The 15,621-nt window shown below is 40.5% G+C and carries 21 protein-coding genes; 4 read left to right on the top strand and 17 right to left on the bottom strand.

Annotated features, from left to right (window positions below; genetic code table 11):
• Positions 1 to 68 precede the first annotated feature (68 nt).
• The 3 genes from ACE1B6_RS15665 to ACE1B6_RS15655 form a co-directional block, all read right to left on the bottom strand.
• Positions 69 to 305 (bottom strand): 2Fe-2S iron-sulfur cluster-binding protein, encoded by a 237-nt coding sequence (locus ACE1B6_RS15665; protein ID WP_413258180.1) that lies wholly within the window; start codon positions 303 to 305, stop codon positions 69 to 71.
• A 27-nt stretch (positions 306 to 332) separates the two neighbouring features.
• Positions 333 to 1,805: a cobyric acid synthase CobQ gene (gene cobQ / locus ACE1B6_RS15660; RefSeq protein ID WP_413258179.1), complete on the bottom strand. Its 1,473-nt coding sequence runs from the start codon at positions 1,803 to 1,805 to the stop codon at positions 333 to 335.
• 81 nt (positions 1,806 to 1,886) lie between these two features.
• A complete protein-coding gene (locus ACE1B6_RS15655) occupies positions 1,887 to 2,297 on the bottom strand; it encodes an Npun_F0494 family protein (protein WP_413258178.1) in 411 nt (136 codons plus the stop codon).
• A gap of 167 nt (positions 2,298 to 2,464) precedes the next feature.
• On the opposite strand from ACE1B6_RS15655, the gene ACE1B6_RS15650 reads away from it, so the two are divergent.
• Positions 2,465 to 2,902 carry a peroxiredoxin gene (locus tag ACE1B6_RS15650; RefSeq protein WP_413258236.1) on the top strand — a complete coding sequence of 146 codons (438 nt, stop codon included), beginning with the start codon at positions 2,465 to 2,467 and terminating at the stop codon, positions 2,900 to 2,902.
• A 35-nt stretch (positions 2,903 to 2,937) separates the two neighbouring features.
• Here the strand turns inward: ACE1B6_RS15650 and ACE1B6_RS15645 are convergent, their stop codons facing one another.
• From ACE1B6_RS15645 to ACE1B6_RS15615, 7 genes are all read right to left on the bottom strand, one after another.
• A complete protein-coding gene (locus tag ACE1B6_RS15645; RefSeq protein WP_413258177.1) occupies positions 2,938 to 3,822 on the bottom strand; it encodes a M48 family metallopeptidase in 885 nt (294 codons plus the stop codon).
• Between the two features lie 151 nt (positions 3,823 to 3,973).
• Positions 3,974 to 4,345 (bottom strand): hypothetical protein, encoded by a 372-nt coding sequence (locus ACE1B6_RS15640; RefSeq protein ID WP_413258176.1) that lies wholly within the window; start codon positions 4,343 to 4,345, stop codon positions 3,974 to 3,976.
• A gap of 174 nt (positions 4,346 to 4,519) precedes the next feature.
• Positions 4,520 to 5,404, bottom strand: a complete 885-nt coding sequence (locus ACE1B6_RS15635; protein WP_413258175.1) for an ABC transporter permease — start codon at positions 5,402 to 5,404, stop codon at positions 4,520 to 4,522.
• 78 nt (positions 5,405 to 5,482) lie between these two features.
• Positions 5,483 to 6,502: an ABC transporter ATP-binding protein gene (locus ACE1B6_RS15630; RefSeq protein ID WP_413258174.1), complete on the bottom strand. Its 1,020-nt coding sequence runs from the start codon at positions 6,500 to 6,502 to the stop codon at positions 5,483 to 5,485.
• Between the two features lie 64 nt (positions 6,503 to 6,566).
• On the bottom strand, positions 6,567 to 6,815 hold the full coding sequence (locus ACE1B6_RS15625) for an RES family NAD+ phosphorylase (protein WP_413258235.1): 249 nt from the start codon (positions 6,813 to 6,815) through the stop codon (positions 6,567 to 6,569).
• A gap of 17 nt (positions 6,816 to 6,832) precedes the next feature.
• A complete protein-coding gene (locus ACE1B6_RS15620) occupies positions 6,833 to 7,147 on the bottom strand; it encodes an RES domain-containing protein (RefSeq protein WP_413258173.1) in 315 nt (104 codons plus the stop codon).
• Complete coding sequence (locus tag ACE1B6_RS15615) at positions 7,141 to 7,377, bottom strand: hypothetical protein (protein WP_413258172.1); 237 nt, start codon at positions 7,375 to 7,377, stop codon at positions 7,141 to 7,143. Before ACE1B6_RS15615 ends, ACE1B6_RS15620 begins: the two co-directional genes overlap by 7 nt.
• Positions 7,378 to 7,496: 119 nt before the next feature.
• On the opposite strand from ACE1B6_RS15615, the gene ACE1B6_RS15610 reads away from it, so the two are divergent.
• On the top strand, positions 7,497 to 7,694 hold the full coding sequence (locus tag ACE1B6_RS15610) for a 2-oxoisovalerate dehydrogenase (protein ID WP_413258171.1): 198 nt from the start codon (positions 7,497 to 7,499) through the stop codon (positions 7,692 to 7,694).
• Positions 7,695 to 7,703: 9 nt separating this feature from the next.
• Positions 7,704 to 9,341: a protein kinase domain-containing protein gene (locus ACE1B6_RS15605; RefSeq protein WP_413258170.1), complete on the top strand. Its 1,638-nt coding sequence runs from the start codon at positions 7,704 to 7,706 to the stop codon at positions 9,339 to 9,341.
• 68 nt (positions 9,342 to 9,409) lie between these two features.
• Here the strand turns inward: ACE1B6_RS15605 and ACE1B6_RS15600 are convergent, their stop codons facing one another.
• The 3 genes from ACE1B6_RS15600 to ACE1B6_RS15590 all read right to left on the bottom strand — a co-directional run bounded on the left by ACE1B6_RS15600 (position 9,410) and on the right by ACE1B6_RS15590 (position 10,413).
• Positions 9,410 to 9,628 carry a type II toxin-antitoxin system HicA family toxin gene (locus ACE1B6_RS15600; protein ID WP_413258169.1) on the bottom strand — a complete coding sequence of 73 codons (219 nt, stop codon included), beginning with the start codon at positions 9,626 to 9,628 and terminating at the stop codon, positions 9,410 to 9,412.
• Entirely contained in the window at positions 9,628 to 9,870 is a 243-nt protein-coding gene (locus ACE1B6_RS15595; RefSeq protein ID WP_459563040.1) for a type II toxin-antitoxin system HicB family antitoxin, read from the bottom strand. The genes ACE1B6_RS15600 and ACE1B6_RS15595 overlap by 1 nt, the downstream gene beginning before the upstream one ends.
• 129 nt (positions 9,871 to 9,999) lie before the next feature.
• On the bottom strand, positions 10,000 to 10,413 hold the full coding sequence (locus tag ACE1B6_RS15590) for a hypothetical protein (RefSeq protein ID WP_413258167.1): 414 nt from the start codon (positions 10,411 to 10,413) through the stop codon (positions 10,000 to 10,002).
• 206 nt (positions 10,414 to 10,619) lie between these two features.
• Between ACE1B6_RS15590 and ACE1B6_RS15585 the strand changes: the two genes are divergently transcribed.
• A complete protein-coding gene (locus tag ACE1B6_RS15585; RefSeq protein WP_413258166.1) occupies positions 10,620 to 10,820 on the top strand; it encodes a type II toxin-antitoxin system HicB family antitoxin in 201 nt (66 codons plus the stop codon).
• Between the two features lie 17 nt (positions 10,821 to 10,837).
• Here the strand turns inward: ACE1B6_RS15585 and ACE1B6_RS15580 are convergent, their stop codons facing one another.
• The 4 genes from ACE1B6_RS15580 to ACE1B6_RS15565 all read right to left on the bottom strand — a co-directional run bounded on the left by ACE1B6_RS15580 (position 10,838) and on the right by ACE1B6_RS15565 (position 15,350).
• Positions 10,838 to 11,356, bottom strand: coding sequence for a DUF29 family protein (locus tag ACE1B6_RS15580; protein WP_413258165.1), 519 nt, complete (start codon positions 11,354 to 11,356; stop codon positions 10,838 to 10,840).
• 100 nt (positions 11,357 to 11,456) lie between these two features.
• Positions 11,457 to 12,440, bottom strand: coding sequence for a heme o synthase (locus ACE1B6_RS15575; RefSeq protein ID WP_413258164.1), 984 nt, complete (start codon positions 12,438 to 12,440; stop codon positions 11,457 to 11,459).
• A gap of 96 nt (positions 12,441 to 12,536) precedes the next feature.
• Positions 12,537 to 13,451 (bottom strand): COX15/CtaA family protein, encoded by a 915-nt coding sequence (locus ACE1B6_RS15570; RefSeq protein ID WP_413258163.1) that lies wholly within the window; start codon positions 13,449 to 13,451, stop codon positions 12,537 to 12,539.
• A gap of 351 nt (positions 13,452 to 13,802) precedes the next feature.
• Complete coding sequence (locus tag ACE1B6_RS15565; protein ID WP_413258162.1) at positions 13,803 to 15,350, bottom strand: ABC transporter ATP-binding protein; 1,548 nt, start codon at positions 15,348 to 15,350, stop codon at positions 13,803 to 13,805.
• Positions 15,351 to 15,621 lie beyond the last annotated feature (271 nt).

The raw sequence follows: 15,621 nt of genomic DNA, 5'->3' as shown, positions 1-15,621 counted from the left end.
CTTTCTATGGGAAAGCTAGGTTTTTAGGTAATGTTTTCCCTAGAATAAACTCAGATAAAAAATTACATTTACCAAGCGGGATCGACGAATAAGTTAATGGTTAATTCTTCCTTTCCTGGAGGAACTGCGGTAATACAGGCACGAATGCAATTACCATCTTCTAATTCGACTTCGCAAGCGTGACAGGAGCCCATTAAACAACCTGTGGGAATCACTACTCCGGCGCGTTCGGCTACTTTTAATAGTGGTTCTCCTACTTCGGCTTCGACGGTAATGTTATCGGGGAGAAAATGAATTTTAGTCATTGGTTATCGATCGTTTGTTAGTATTAATTAACTGGGTAAGATAGGTTTTAAATCGATATTAGCTTCGACTATATCGGCGATCGAGTCTAGCACCGCTTCCCTTTGTTCGCGGTAATTAGAAATTCCCGTTGGTAAGGAATGTAAACCCCGTTGTTGGCGTAATAAATTTAACCAAGCGCGTCGCCAAGGGCCATTATCAAAAATCCCGTGGAGGTAGGTTCCCAAAACCGATTCTGTAGAATCAACCATACCCAAATAAGGGTCATCAAATAAAGGTTTAGTATCTTGATTTTCTATTTGTCGAGAGCGACCTTGATGGATTTCATAACCAGAAATTGGTAAACCAACTTGAGGATAATTAGAAGTAACTTGACGTTGACGGACGATTTTTTGGGGAGTAATTAACGTAGTTAAAGGTAATAATCCCAAAGCTTCACAACGTTGAGAATCGTTACCTTCAATTCCTTCAGGATCGGCAATAATTTTACCTAGCATTTGATAACCGCCACAAATTCCCAAAACTATACCACCAGAAGCGACATATTCTTTAATTGATTCTGCCATACCTGTTTGTTGCAGAATGTTATAGTCAGCAATTGTAGCTTTAGTGCCGGGAATAATTACTGCATCAGGATGACCTAAATCTTGTTTGGGGCTAATATATCTGAGATTAACTGTAGGTTCTGCTTCTAAGGGATCGAAATCAGTAAAGTTAGAAATTCTTGGGAGACGAATTACGGCAATTGTAATATCACCTTTAGTTTTTTTGTGAGGACGATCGAACAAATCCAAGGAATCTTCAGCGGGAAAATCATGTTCAATCCAAGGAATTACACCAATCACAGGAATGTTTATATACTTTTCTAACCATTCCACTCCTGATTGCAAAATGCTGCGTTGTCCGCGAAACTTGTTGATAACTATGCCTTTAATTAATGCCCGTTCTTCTGGTTCTAATAATTGCAATGTACCCACAATATGGGCGAAAGCTCCACCGCGATCGATATCGACGACCAAAATTGTATTAGCATTCAAGTGACGAGCTACCCGCATATTAGTTAAATCGCGGTGTTTCAAGTTAATTTCAGCCGGACTACCAGCACCTTCACAAATTACTAAATCGTACTCTATACTTAGGGCTTGTAAAGACTCAGTAATTGCTTGCCAACCTGTTTGAAAATATTGTTCATAGTATTCTAAAGCCGAAGTTTTGCCTACAGGTCTGCCCTTCATAATTATCTGAGAGGTCATATCACCTTGAGGCTTAAGTAAAATCGGATTCATTTCCACAGAGGGAGTAATGCCAGCTGCCCAAGCTTGGACTGCTTGTGCGTGACCGATTTCGCCGCCATTAGCGGTAACGTAGGCATTGAGAGCCATATTTTGACCTTTGAAGGGTGCTAAACGCCAGCCTCGCCTGGAGAGGATGCGACAGAGTGCGGCGGTTAAGAGTGATTTTCCTGCGTGGGAGGTAGTACCCACAACCATAATTGCTTTCATAATGTTAGTTAGGTAAAGAATTGAGAAATTTTTCGGGTGCTGATTTCAGATTTCCGGTTGAGAGGAAAAAATTTCAGTTATTTAAAGAGGTAATCTTAGCCACCGAATTAAAAACTGATAGATGCGATCGCCCCAAGAAGCAGCGGGTATTTCATTACTTTGAGCAGATAATTTGTCAATGATTTCATGCCCCAGAGGTGTGAGACGAAAGCTATTAGTAATGCCTTGTCCATCGACTTCTCGACGCAAGACACCGACTTGAATCAGCCACAGTAAAGAGTTATCTGTAATTAATTCCGAGAGTTGGCGTTTGGTGAATTGGTTTTTGCTGCCATTAATACCAGTAATTTCTTGAAAGTCTACGCTTCGCGATCGCATAGTGGTAAACAACAGCATTCGGAACGGGGATACTCTGAGCGATCGTTCTGCGCGTTCAATGGTTTTTTCGGGATAGGAAAGAGAATTAGTTGCTGTTTGTTTTAGCGAGTTCATTGATAATTTCGAGTTGCGGAGGAAACGCTCAAGGTTTATTTATCATCATAAGTCTTTTTTGTCTGGAGCAGTTACCTGTTCTCTAGAAATTCTCACTGTTACTGAATGTAAAATATTGTAAAATTCAGATTGAGAAACCATTGATTACTCAGAAGGAAGCTAGAATTATGCCTTTAGCAGTCGGTACAGATGCACCAGCATTTACAGCCAAAGACACGAATGGTAATACTGTTTCACTATCTGATTTGGCTGGGAAAACAGTGGTATTGTATTTTTATCCAAAAGATGATACTCCCGGCTGTACGAAGCAAGCTTGTAGTTTCCGGGATAATTATGCAGCTTACCAAGGTAAAGATGTCGTGGTATTAGGTGTCAGCAAGGATGATGAAACTTCGCACCAAAAATTCACTGAAAAATTCAATTTACCTTTTCCCTTGTTAGCTGATACTGATGGGGCAATTATTAAAGCTTACGATGTTGATGGTGGTGGTTATGCCAAGCGAGTTACTTATGTAATTGATGGCAGTGGCAAAATAATTCTTGTGGATGCGAATGTGAATACTGCTAATCATGCTCAAGATATTTTAGCAGCACTTGGTTTGTAATATTTGGAATGATATTCCGCAGAGTTTCGATTCTCCTAACCAGTCGGTGACGGCTGGTTAGGTCTATCAATGTGATGGGAACTTGATGAGCTATAAAATTGCATCCATCCATCATACTCTCCTGAATCTACCCATTTGAGCAGTTCTGCTGCTCTCATCACTGCCCAAGCATTTGCGTGATCCATAAAGCTGAAAATTTTGGTAATTTGATCTAAGCCACTTAGTTTACTGGTATCAAACTGACGGGCTTGAGCTTCAAATTCGCTGATTACGGCTTCTGTTACGTATTCACCGGGCAATCCACCTAACTTGATTAACGCTGTGAGGGCAACGTCTACATCTTGACAGGCTAATAAGCCTGCACGATCGCCAGTAAATTTTGCCATCACAATCCAGTTATACAGTGCAATCTCGACACTATTAGCGGCTAATCCTCCAAGTCCCAGTGTGGTGCTGCTAATCACAGTTTTCAAAAAAGGCATAACGGCTGCCAACTGCTGATAGGTTAAATAGCCTCCTTTAATTCGGGAAAGTTGGTGTCCCAGTAAAAATAGCAGTTCCTCGTGAGTTAGCCATTCCATTGCCTCCAGGTTAATGCCAATCATCGGCTTTTCAACGCCGATCGCGTAGGAAGCAATAGAGCCGACACCTCGAAACAGGTATAATTCGGGGACTGAAGCCACATCTAAAATTTTACAAGCCTCTAGCAATGCCCGATCCAATCGAGGGAAGTTATGAGCCGTGATGCGGAAATCTGCTCCAACCGTTTGCAGTCTTAATAAGCGATCGATACCATATTCATTGATCTTTTTTAGTAATAGCGACAACCCTGGCATTTTTTCTAGATTTGCTAGTGCCCGACGATCGAAGGGATGTCGATAGCTTTCAACCTCGGTGTTTTTAAAGATTTGTTTAGCCACTGAGTTTAATGCTTGGCAGAATTCAAATTATTATTTTGCTTGTAGGGTAAACTTTGCTCCATCTTATTTATTTTGGATGTCGCAGTTGATTCCCTGTCGTAGGAGTAATTCACAAATTAATCCTACGACGAGAAAATGTCAATAGTTAATCTTACTGATTTGGGTTAGTTGTGTTTTCAGTGGGATTGTTGGGGTTTAGGCGATCGATCCATCGGTCAGGAATTTGCAAACGTTCCCGTTGTCTGAGGCGGAACTGAGTAGCTGCGTCATCCAAATTTTCCTTTTGTTCGTTGGTGACATCTTCCATCGATCGATTTAACCCCAAATTAGAGCGATGAATTAAATCAAAAACACTAAAAGGTTGACCTGTACCACCATTAATCGGATCGCCACCTTGTTGATATTCTTGACTCGGATCGGTCATCAAACTTTGAGCCAAAGTGGTTTCTGGCAATACTAAAATAGAGAAAGTTGTTCCTGCTAATAAGCCTAAAGCTATTTTGCTGAGAGACTTAAATGACATTTAAAAATTCCTCCTCACTATTTACATAGATTATTATCGATTATCTAAATGATGGCTAGAGATACTTGGGAGGGGGCGGGTTTTGACTTAAATGTTATTTGTTTTGCGTTCCCAGTTTTTGGCTAAACCCGCCCCTACAGTTTTGGATCGATCGTTTACGTAAAGGATTTTATTTTACGCAAATCTCCGCCGTAATAAAGGCTGAATGCTCAAAAATGCGGCTACATCAAGTAATAAAAGTACGAGAAGAGTTCCGCCTAATGATACATTACCCCAAGGAGCTTGCATCACTACACTACCAAGACTCCAATTGCTGTGCAAATAGAGATAACGAATGGGTTCAATAGCAAAACTTAGGGGATTGAGAGAAGAAATTACTTGCAACCATTTTGGCATAAAAGACAGGGGAGCCAAAGCGGTACTAGCAAACAACAAAGGTAAGTTAGTAACAAAAATCACGGCAATTAATTCGATATGTCCGGGTAAAGCAAAAGCCAAACCTAAACTTAAAGCAGTGACACCTAATACTAACAAAAGGATGATTGTTGCAATGACGCTTAAACCCAGGATATCAGGTAAACCTGCACCTAAAAAGGCGCTAGTGGCGATGATGGCGATCGTCTGAACAGCACTAAGAGTAATGATAAAGATTGCGGAAGCAAAAACGATCGAATACCGACTAGCCAAAGGCGCAACTAACAAACGGTTCAAAAAGCCAAATTCGCGATCGAACATCACAGGCAACCCAGCATTTAGCGCCCCACTAAAAGCAGTAAAAACAATTACCCCCGCCGCCAAAAACTGACCGTAATTAGTATTCTCACCAAACAAACCTTTAGGAGCATTTTGAAACAAAGCGCCAAACAAAATCAACCAAATCAGAGGTTGAATCACCCCAGCAATCAAAGTAGAAGGTCGCCTTTGCAGCTGAATAAACAACCGACGAGTCAAAGCCAAAGTTTCCTGAACAAACTCCCCCAAAAACCCAGAAGAACTTACCTCAGAAACCTGACCCGACTCAAAACTAACATTAGACTTCGGACTTAAAGTACTACTCATTTTCTTCTCTTTCCTTCGCGCTCTTCGTGTCTAAAACGCTAGCGCGTTTCGCTTCGCTAACGTGGTTCAAAAAAAATCTTATTTCATACTTTGCTTTTTCTCAGCCTTCAAATCCCGACTACTAACAGCCGCCAACTCAGCATCCATCAAAGTTTTACCAGTAGCCGCCAGATAAACATCATCCAAACTAGGACGAGATTGAGCAATTCCAAAAGTAGGCAAACCTGCCGCTTGTAGAGCTTGCTGAATCACGATTAAAGCATCATTTTGCGGAGTTACCACCAAATTCAAAGAATTACCCTGAGCGTTATTAATAATCACCTCTTGCACAAAAGGCAGAGATTTCAACATATCTTTAGCTTTTTCGGCTTCTTCCATTGGGGAAAACTCGCGGATGCGGAGAGTAACGCGATCGCCACCCACGCGATCCTTCAACTGGGAAGGCGTACCGGAAGCGATTACCACACCTTTATCGATGATAGCGACGCGATCGGCTAAAGCGTCAACCTCTTCCAAATAGTGGCTAGTGAGTAAAACCGTAGTTCCCGCATCGCGCAACTGACGGAGAATATCCCACATTACCACTCTACTTTCGATATCTAATCCTACCGTTGGTTCATCCAAAACCAAAAGATCCGGTTTGTGCAATAACCCTGCTGCCAAGTCTAACCGCTTGCGGATACCACCGGAATAAGTGCCAGATTTTTTATCAGCGTACTCCTGCAAACCCAAAGTATCGATCATTGCGTCGATCCGTTCTTTGGCGAACTTACCCGGTAAATGGTAGAGTGCGGCTTGCAGTTGCAACAGTTCCCTTCCCGTGAGAATTTTGTCGAGAGCGACTTCTTGGGCGACATAACCGATGCGTTGACGCGCCAGCTTGGGGTTGTTAATTACAGAAATGCCGGAAACCTCGATTTTGCCTGCATCTGGCATCGCCAAGGTACACAGACATCTAATTGTAGTAGTTTTGCCTGCACCGTTTGGCCCTAAAAGACCAAAGATTTCTCCCGGTTCTACTTGAAAGGATACATCCTTCACGGCTTTGGTGTCGCCGTAGCTTTTTTGGAGATTTTGGATAATCACTGCGGGAGCCATATTTGTCCCAATTTAATAATTCGCAACAATCTTTAATTTTATTGTAGCGAGGTTGAGTTGTGGGTTAAGGAAGCTGTGCGTTAATGGTGCCGGAGTCGTCGTAGACTCGCAAAAGGCTGTTGTTGGTGAGGCGATCGGGAAAAATCACTAAATTATAAGTGTTAGGATCGCGGGCTGAGGGAACTTTTAAGGCTTCGATATTTTGTAAATTATAAGCAGTTTCTCCCAAGATTTGTGTAGGGGCAATTTGTCCTTGGGCATTCATTAATAACCAATTTCCTGTTAGTTCTTGTAAGTTGGTTCCTAATACTATTTGATTATCGAGATTAGTCAGATCGAGAATTGAGTTAATTTGATAATAGATTGAAAGTACAATTTTGCCAGGGAAATGAATTGAGTTCCTGCTCTAACAAGAGCCTCTACTTCTAGCAAAGCAGTTACAGGACTTGCACTTAAATATAGTGCAGAAAATGCTTGAGCTAAATTGTATCTGCCACCTTTTCTGAGAGAGCCAATAGAAGATAAAGCAGTGTTGGCATATCTAATATGAATTACGCGACAAACTTCTCCTTGAGAAGATAAGGTAGGAAGTGCATTAAGCGTTGTTCTAAGTTCGTTACCTGTGAGCACAATTATTCTTACCAAGGTTGTCCTGTTTCCATTGCCCAAGCAAGATATTCGACTACTTCAATTTTGCCTTCATTGATGAAAGATTGGGGTGTACGATTTTCTAAATAAGGATGTGGGGAGTTTAGCCAGATATTAACATTTTCGATCGATCCGCCTAAGAAACTACGCAACTGTTCTATTAGTTGTTTATGTCTGGTAGTGTAATCTGCGGATTTTAGTAAGTCTGTGGTTGGTGAAGGATTCATGGTTATTATCAATTCACTGTTTTTAGTTTAGCATGGCTGGGTTTTGGGGTGCGATACGCGCACAGCACTGTAACCATTTTTTGTTATTATTAAATTGCGATCGCTCAAATAATCCCACTATGACTGAAATTGTATTTTTAGTAGAAGACGATCCAGATGGTGGATACAATGCTCAAGCTTTAGGTGAATCAATTTTCACTCAAGCTGATGATTTAGACACTTTGCGAGAAATGGTTCGTGATGCTGTTCGTTGTCATTTTCGCGATCAAGAAAACCGTCCAAAAATCATTCGTTTACTTCGTGAAACAATCAAATAATTATCAAATATGCTTTACTGTTCTAATCCCAGTTGCTCGAATCCGTTCAATCTTGATAGTAATAATTTTTGCCAAAGTTGCGGTTCTCAATCTCTCAATTCTTTATTTAAAAATCGCTTTCGAGTGTTGCAACTTTTGGGCGAAGGAGGATTTGGGAGAACTTATGAGGCTATAGATACTCATAAAATGAATGATGCTTGTGTAATTAAGCAATTTGTGCCTCAAGTTGAAGGAACAGCAGCACTCGAAAAAGCAACAGAACTGTTTAAACAAGAAGCAAAACGATTATTTGATTTAGGCGAACATCCCCAAATTCCCAGATTAATTGCTTATTTTGAAGATAATAAACGTTTGTATTTAGTACAAGAGTTTATTCAAGGGCAAAATTTACTACAGGAATTGCATCAACAAGGAGCTTTTAGCGAGAAAAAGATTACACAATTATTGCATGAATTGTTACCTGTTTTGCAGTTTGTTCATGAACGAGGCGTAATTCACCGAGATATTAAACCAGAAAATATTATGCGTCGTCAAGATGGCAAGTTAATGTTAATTGATTTTGGTGTTTCTAAACAGGTGACGGGAACAGTTTTAAGTAAACTTGGGACGATGGTTGGTACTTCTGGATATGCGCCAATGGAACAAATGCGCGGTCAAGTTTTTCCCGCTAGTGATTTATATAGTTTGGGTGTAACTTGTCTTAGGTTATTAACTAATTGTTTGCCAGATATTTATGATAACCTCTATGATGCTCTAAACCGTAGTTGGTTATGGAAAAAGTATTTGCCAAGTACTAATAATGTTAGCAATCAATTGGAGCAAGTTTTAGATAAATTGATTCAAGATTCTGTGAAAGAACGATATCAATCTGCTCAGGAAGTTCTTAAAGACCTAGAAAGCAACATTTATTACAAGCAAGGGCTAGAGAATGGACAACGAGGCAAGTACAGAGAAGCAATAGACTGTTTCAATAAGGTAATTCGCATTAATCCTGATAATACTGAGGCTTACAAATTTCGTGGTATTGCTTACTGTAGGCTTGGAAAGAATCAGGAAGCTATTGAGGATTTTCAAGAAGCTGCAAATTTATACCTGAAACAAGGAAAAACAAATGAATATCAAGAGGTATCCCAGCGCATTAAAGAACTAGAAAAAGGGAATGCTCCGCAACCTGATAACTTAAGTTCAGAAGTAGGTATAGATTACACAAAATTACGAGATTTGTTGGCAACTGGAAAATGGAAAGAAGCTGATCAGGAAACTTGGATTGTCATGCTCAAAATAGCTGGTCGTGAAAAAGAACGCTACCTCAGAGATAAAGACCTGTTAAGTTTTCCATCTGTAGACTTACACACTATAGATCAATTATGGGTAAAATATAGCAACGGGCGCTTTGGATTTAGTGTTACAAATCAAATTTGGCAGAGCGTGGGTGGGAATCCTAATCTAGATAATAAAAATTGGAAAAATTTTGGAGAGCGCGTTGGATGGCGTGTTAAAGGTAATTGGAAGCTTTATGAAGAACTCACATTCACTTTGACTGCTCCAATTGGACAATTACCCAGAGCAGTATGGAGCATTAGAGTAGATGGAAGAAGGAAAAGAATATCTGCTCTAATGTCAAAACTTAAGTCTTCTACCATTTAATAGTAAAAAGTTCTAAAGTTTATGCAGAGGTTAGTGTTTGAAAATGATGCAATCCCACTCTATCCAATTTAGAGTAACTCCCATTCATCTATACTGATGTTTGCTTGACGTAAAATCTTAGCTACTAAACCTCTGCTAATATCTCCCTTATCTGGGTTAGGAATTGTCAATTTTAACTCTTCTTTTACCATATACTGATGCTTGCCACCAGGGTAAGGCCCATCAAACCCTGCTTGTCTTAAGTGGTAAATTAAATCCCGGCGACTAATTGGCCCAAATACTGGCATTAGGTAACCTCTTTGGTGTTATTCAGGTCAATATCATCTAGTATTGGCAAATTATGACCTAAACGCAATCCTAAAATAATCCATCCTTCCAAAGCATCTTGCAATTCTTCGCGACAAGCTTCCAAGGTATTAGCATTTGCCAATACACCTGGGCACTCAGGAATTTCGCCGTAGAAAGTACCATCTTCTAGCAATTCATAAGTTGCTTTTTGCATGGCAACATGAATATAATTAGTCAACATTTTTAGTTTTTTGAGTAGCATTTACTCTCTACTTTATCGGAATTTAAATAAAATGTCGCCAAATATAGTGGAATGGTGCGTTACGTTGTCACTAACGCACCCTACGAATAGTTTAAAAGCTTTCAGTTTCTAGCCACCAAAAGCGTCTTTGATGCCTTCAACGGTGCGCTCAAAAACGTTGGTTGATTTGTCGATCGCTTCTTGAGTTCTTTCTGCATCTTCATTGGCTCTTTTTTCGATGAAATCGCGATCGCTTTTGGCTTTCCGTTCAACGAAACTACCGTTGTCTGTTGCTCGATCGACTTTTCTGGCATTTTCGTTTGCTGTTTCCTTCACTTTGTCTGCGGCATCTCTAACAAAGCTTTTGTGCCCTTCAGCAAATTCAGTGGGGTTATCTGCTGCTGCAATTAAGTTTGTTGCAGGTGCAGCGATGGCGGCGCTGTTGGTGAGGAATGCGCCTTGCCAAGTGAAGGCGATCGCACATACACAAAACAGAACTGTAGCGATTTTCCGTGCTACTTTTGTAAAATAATTCAGTTTCATAGAACACAACTCCATGAGTTTTAATATCTTATTTGTACTTGATTTGACACATGAGTAAACCGTTCTCTAGATGGAGATTCTTTTGCCGTAAGTTATTAGATAAATTCTCTCTTTCGGTAGATAGATTTAAGGAACGTTTTGTAATTATTATCGGCTGTTTTGCCCAATTCAGTTATTATTAAAGTGCGAGTTGAGGAAGTAAAATTATGAAATGGCGCGTCATCATTGAACCAGATCCAGAAACAGGAGATTATGCAATTTGGTGTCCAGAATTACCTGGCTGTACTTCCGCAGGAGAAAGTCAAAAAGAAGCTTTAGAAAATATTCGTGAAGCTATTGAACTTTATTTACAACCCGATGCGATTCAATTACCAGCAGAGGCGATAGTTGCAGAGGTTAATGTTTAATGAGTAGTCGCATCCGTTTACCGCCTACCTTCTTTCCAATTTTCGCCACCAGGGAGTTCTGCTAAATAATTAGGAATAACGCCAGGTAACTCTTTAGCTGAATGAACATAAGTTAATTCTAGGAAATTTTTTGCCGTATTTTTAATTAGATTCTGGTCTACCATTTCAGATAGCTGAAACATACTTAATTGTCCTTCCATTACTTCTACAGTTGCGGCAATAATTGCCGCATTAAATGACTCTTCCAACATCTCATCCCAATCATCAATTTTGACGTAGTAAGAAGTTTTATTTTCTTTCAGATTCAGGCGCTTAATTTTGATGATAGAATCAGAAATTGAAGCTGCCCAGGAATTTGTTAATCTTTGTTCAACTTGATTTTTAATTAAATGGGTGAGCATTCGATCTAAAAAAGCTTGGATGTTAGCTATAACTGCCTGTTTACTCATTCCTTCTAGTTCATCAACTATTGCCAAAGCATCTTCATATCTTCCTTCTAAGATGCTGGTTCTTAAATCCATTAATTCTTGAGTCATAATTTTAAATAATTTGGCACATTTATTTGATTATATTCAAAATATAAGGGGATGGTGCGTTAGCGAAAGCGTAACGCACCCTATATTGCTACATTGCTGATTATTGGAAAATTGGGATGGCGCTGATTATGGTTTGCAAGTTTTCGGCTATAGTTGCGGTTAAGGAATGAGTTTCAGGTAAGGTGTCAACGACGATTCCTAAACAGAGTAACATCATGTAGATGATGGAATATTTGAAGGTAGATCGCGCTAAGGGAATATCACTGGGATTGTGTAATAATTGCCAAGATTTTTGAATGAATTTCCATCCTAAAATAGTTGCGATCGCACCATAAACTATCCCCACTGTTCCCAAAGGATAAATTAGTAGAAAAGTTGATGCCACCATGATTAAAGTGTAAACCCAAATTTGCTTGGTTGTCTCTTCTTCTCCTACGATTACTGGTAACATGGGAATGCCAACTTTAGCGTAATCTTCCCGAATCATTAATGCTAATGCCCAAAAATGTGGCGGTGTCCACAAGAAAACTATAGCGAATAACATCCACGCTGACCAATTTAAATCACCCGTAACAGCTGCCCATCCTACTAAAGCGGGAATTGCCCCAGCAGCACCACCAATCACGATATTTTGGGTAGTATGACGTTTGAGAAAATGAGTGTAAACTCCCATGTAGAAAACTATGCCGGACATTGCTAACAAAGCGGCTAATAAATTGGCGAAAACTGTTAGCAATGTGAAGGATAAAACGGCAAGGACGATCGCAAAAATAAGTGCGTGGCGAGTTTGAACTTTTCCCGAAGGAATTGGACGCTTGCGAGTGCGTTCCATTGTATAATCAATATCGCGATCGTAAATGCAATTTAAGGTTTGGGCTGATGCTGCTGCCAGAGTTCCACCCAATAAAGTTACTACCAATAATAAGGGATTGACTCTGCCATTTGATGCCATCCACATACTAGCTGATGTAGTGATTAATAGTAGTGGAATAATCCGAGGTTTCGTCAATTGGTAATAGCTTTGCATTACTTCTTTAAAGTTTTGATGATGACGAGTAACCCCAGTTGCAATAAGTTCTTGCATGAATTCTAATGTCCTTTGTTATTCACTAATTACTAATTGGCGATCGGTAATTGGGAAAGGATGAATAGTAAAGTTTTCCCAATTACTAATCGCCAATTATCCATTTACTACTAACTTGCTGTCGCGCCATGCTAAAACGCTGAAAATTACCAGAGTTGCCAGTAAAGCTGCACCGATCGCTTGGTGAGATACTGTTAATGGTTCTACTTGTAACCGCAACCGCAAAGTGGCGACTCCTAAAGCAATTTGGCATACCAGCAAAGCGCCAGAAACGTTAGCTAAAAATCGCAAATTTGGGTGTAGTCCTGCTGTGCGCCATGCTACAATTACTACTGCTAAAACTCCCAAAGTTGCGGGAACAACCCCAGCAATGTGACTATTCATCACTGTACATAAACTAGACTCGGATAAACATTGATGTAGCGCCCATTGTGAACCTACTAAAGCGCCTAAAAGACTTTGGAGATAAATCAAAAAGGCAGCAACTAAGCTAATCCAAGCTAATTTTTTCGCGGTATTTGTGCCTTTGTATGGCAAAAGTGAGGTGCCGATTACTAACAGGGTAACAAAAAATAACAGTGCTGTTCCCAAGTGTGCGGTAACGATATCGAATCGCAATAGTTGAGTAACAGTTAAACCTCCAAGAATACCTTGGAAAACTATTAGGAAGAGGGCGAATAATGATGCCCAAGGCAACCATTTGGGTATTTGTTGGCGATACCACCAGGATAATCCTACTAGGACGATCGCACTAATCCCCACTAACGCCGCATCCAACCGATGAAACCATTCTAAAAAAACTTGCAGGTTCATTTGTTGACTGGGCACTAATTGACCATAGCACAAAGGCCAATCAGGGCAAGCTAATCCGGCATTCATTACCCGTGTCGCACTTCCCACCGCCATCAACAGGAAAGTGGCGATCGCAATCTTCCACACCAAGCGACGGATAATATCTACAGGGACGATCGCGGAATTACCTCGATCCTGCTGCAACACAGATTCAGTCATCGTCTGTACCTTCCAACTCCAAGTGTTAAGTTACTGCTGAGTATTCACTCAGCCGCAGCCAATTAAGGCACTAGTTAACACTTTACTTACGGTATCGAGTTTTGCCCAAAAGCTTTAGGTAATTTTCAGTTATTCAGGGTTTATATTTCTTAATGTAGGGACTGGGGATTGGGGATTGGGGATTGGGGACTGGGGAAAGTTTTGAGTTTTAAGTTTTCCTCCCCTCTGCCCCTCTGCCCCTCTGCCCCCCTGCCCCTCTGCCCCTCTGCCCCTCTGCCCCTCTGCCCCTCTGCCCCTCTGCCCCTCTGCCCCTCTGCCCCTCTGCCCCTCTGCCCCTCTGCCCCTCTGCCCCTAGTGTCCTGCCATGCGTTTACCAATTTCTACGACATCGGCATCGACGATCGCACTTTCGTAAAAGAATTTACCTTCGCTGAGTACGAGGACGCGATCGGCAATTTTGAGAATTTCGTCTAAATCTTCGCTGACTAAGAGAATAGCTACTCCGCGATTTCTTGCGTCTACAATTTGGTCGTGAATGAAACTTACTGCGGAAAAATCTAAACCAAAACAGGGATTAGCAGCAATCAACAATTTGACTTTTTCTGATGATAGTTCTCTAGCTAAAACTGTGCGCTGGACATTTCCACCGGAAAGGTTAACTATGGGGGTTTCTGGTGAAGGTGTTTTGATGGAAAATTGCTGAATTAAACCTTGGGCAACTTGCCGAATAACTTGGTTAATTAATAACCAACTACCTACAGCTTGGGGAGGTCGATCGAAAGTCCGTAAAGCCAAATTTTCCGCCACACTCATATTAGGAACACAGGCATTTTTCAACGGTTCTTCCGGCAAAGAGAAAATCTGATGTTTGTACATTTCGGCGCGAGTTGCTTTGTAATTTTCCCCATTTACCAAAATCTCTCCCGCAGTTGCCGCACGTTGACCTGCTAATACTTCTACTAATTCTTTTTGACCATTGCCGGAAACACCTGCAATTCCCACGATTTCCCCAGCGTGAACTACCAGATTTACTCCAGAAATACCTACTAATCCGTTATCTTTATTAGTATGCAAATTCCTAATTTCTAATACCGGAACTTTGGCAACAGTTGCTTGTTTTTCCACTGGTTGAGATTCGCTTTTTTCTCCCATCATCATCTCAGCCATATCGGAAACCGAGAGATTTTTTATTGTTCCGTAACCTGCCAATTTTCCTTTACGTAATACTGTTACTTCGTCAGCAAAAGCGGTAACTTCTCGGAACTTATGACTGATCATCAATACGCTTAATTTTTCGGCGATTACTTCTTCTCGTAATAACCCTAAAATTTCATCTGCTTCTTGGGGAGTTAAGACTGAAGTAGGTTCATCTAAAATCAAAATACGACTTTTGAGATACAGCTGTTTGAGGATTTCTAATTTTTGTTTCTGTCCGGCGGCTAATTGATAAATTGGTGTGTGTAAGTCAAGATGAAAAGGTGCGGAGTTCATGAATAAGAGGAGGCGATCGTATTCTGCATCCCAATTAATAATATTTGGCCCTTCTAAACAAGACAGTACCAAATTTTCTGCCACTGTCATTGCCGGAATGGAGGTAAAATGTTGATACACCATGCCAATCCCGTATTTATGGGCATCACGAGGACTGGTGATTTTTTGCGGTTGTTGATTAATTAATACTTTGCCGCTATCAGCAGTATAAAAACCCATGATGCACTTAACCAAAGTGCTTTTACCTGCGCCATTCTCTCCCAGTAAAGCATGGAATGTTCCTGGTTTGAGAGTAATCGAAACATTGTCTAATGCGGTCATATTACCAAACCGCTTAGTCATGCCAATTACTTCTAACTTCGGGGGCTTAGTTGTTTCTATCGTGACATTGGAAGTGGTAGCAGTCATGGGAACACCTCAATTACGCAGAAGTAATTAGTATTTCATTTTGTATCAATTTTAGTCTGTTCAGCGGTAACTTTTCTTAACTTTAGTTATCGCAGTTCTCAAGTTTTCTTAATGTTCGGTAATCCGTTCATTACATTTGGTATCTTTTACTTTGATATAAGTCTAGCTTTTGCTAACCTGTTCAGAACACGGCGTTGGTAAACAGCGTTGTAACAGTTTTCTAACTATTCAAGGAAGTTAACATTACTGATTTTTGTTCGCTAATGGTGCT

Source organism: Floridaenema fluviatile BLCC-F154 (genome assembly GCF_041929135.1).
In the GTDB taxonomy this organism is placed as follows: domain Bacteria; phylum Cyanobacteriota; class Cyanobacteriia; order Cyanobacteriales; family Aerosakkonemataceae; genus Floridanema; species Floridanema fluviatile.
Note: the sequence above shows the minus strand (reverse complement) of the source record. Positions and strands in the feature narration are given on the sequence as shown.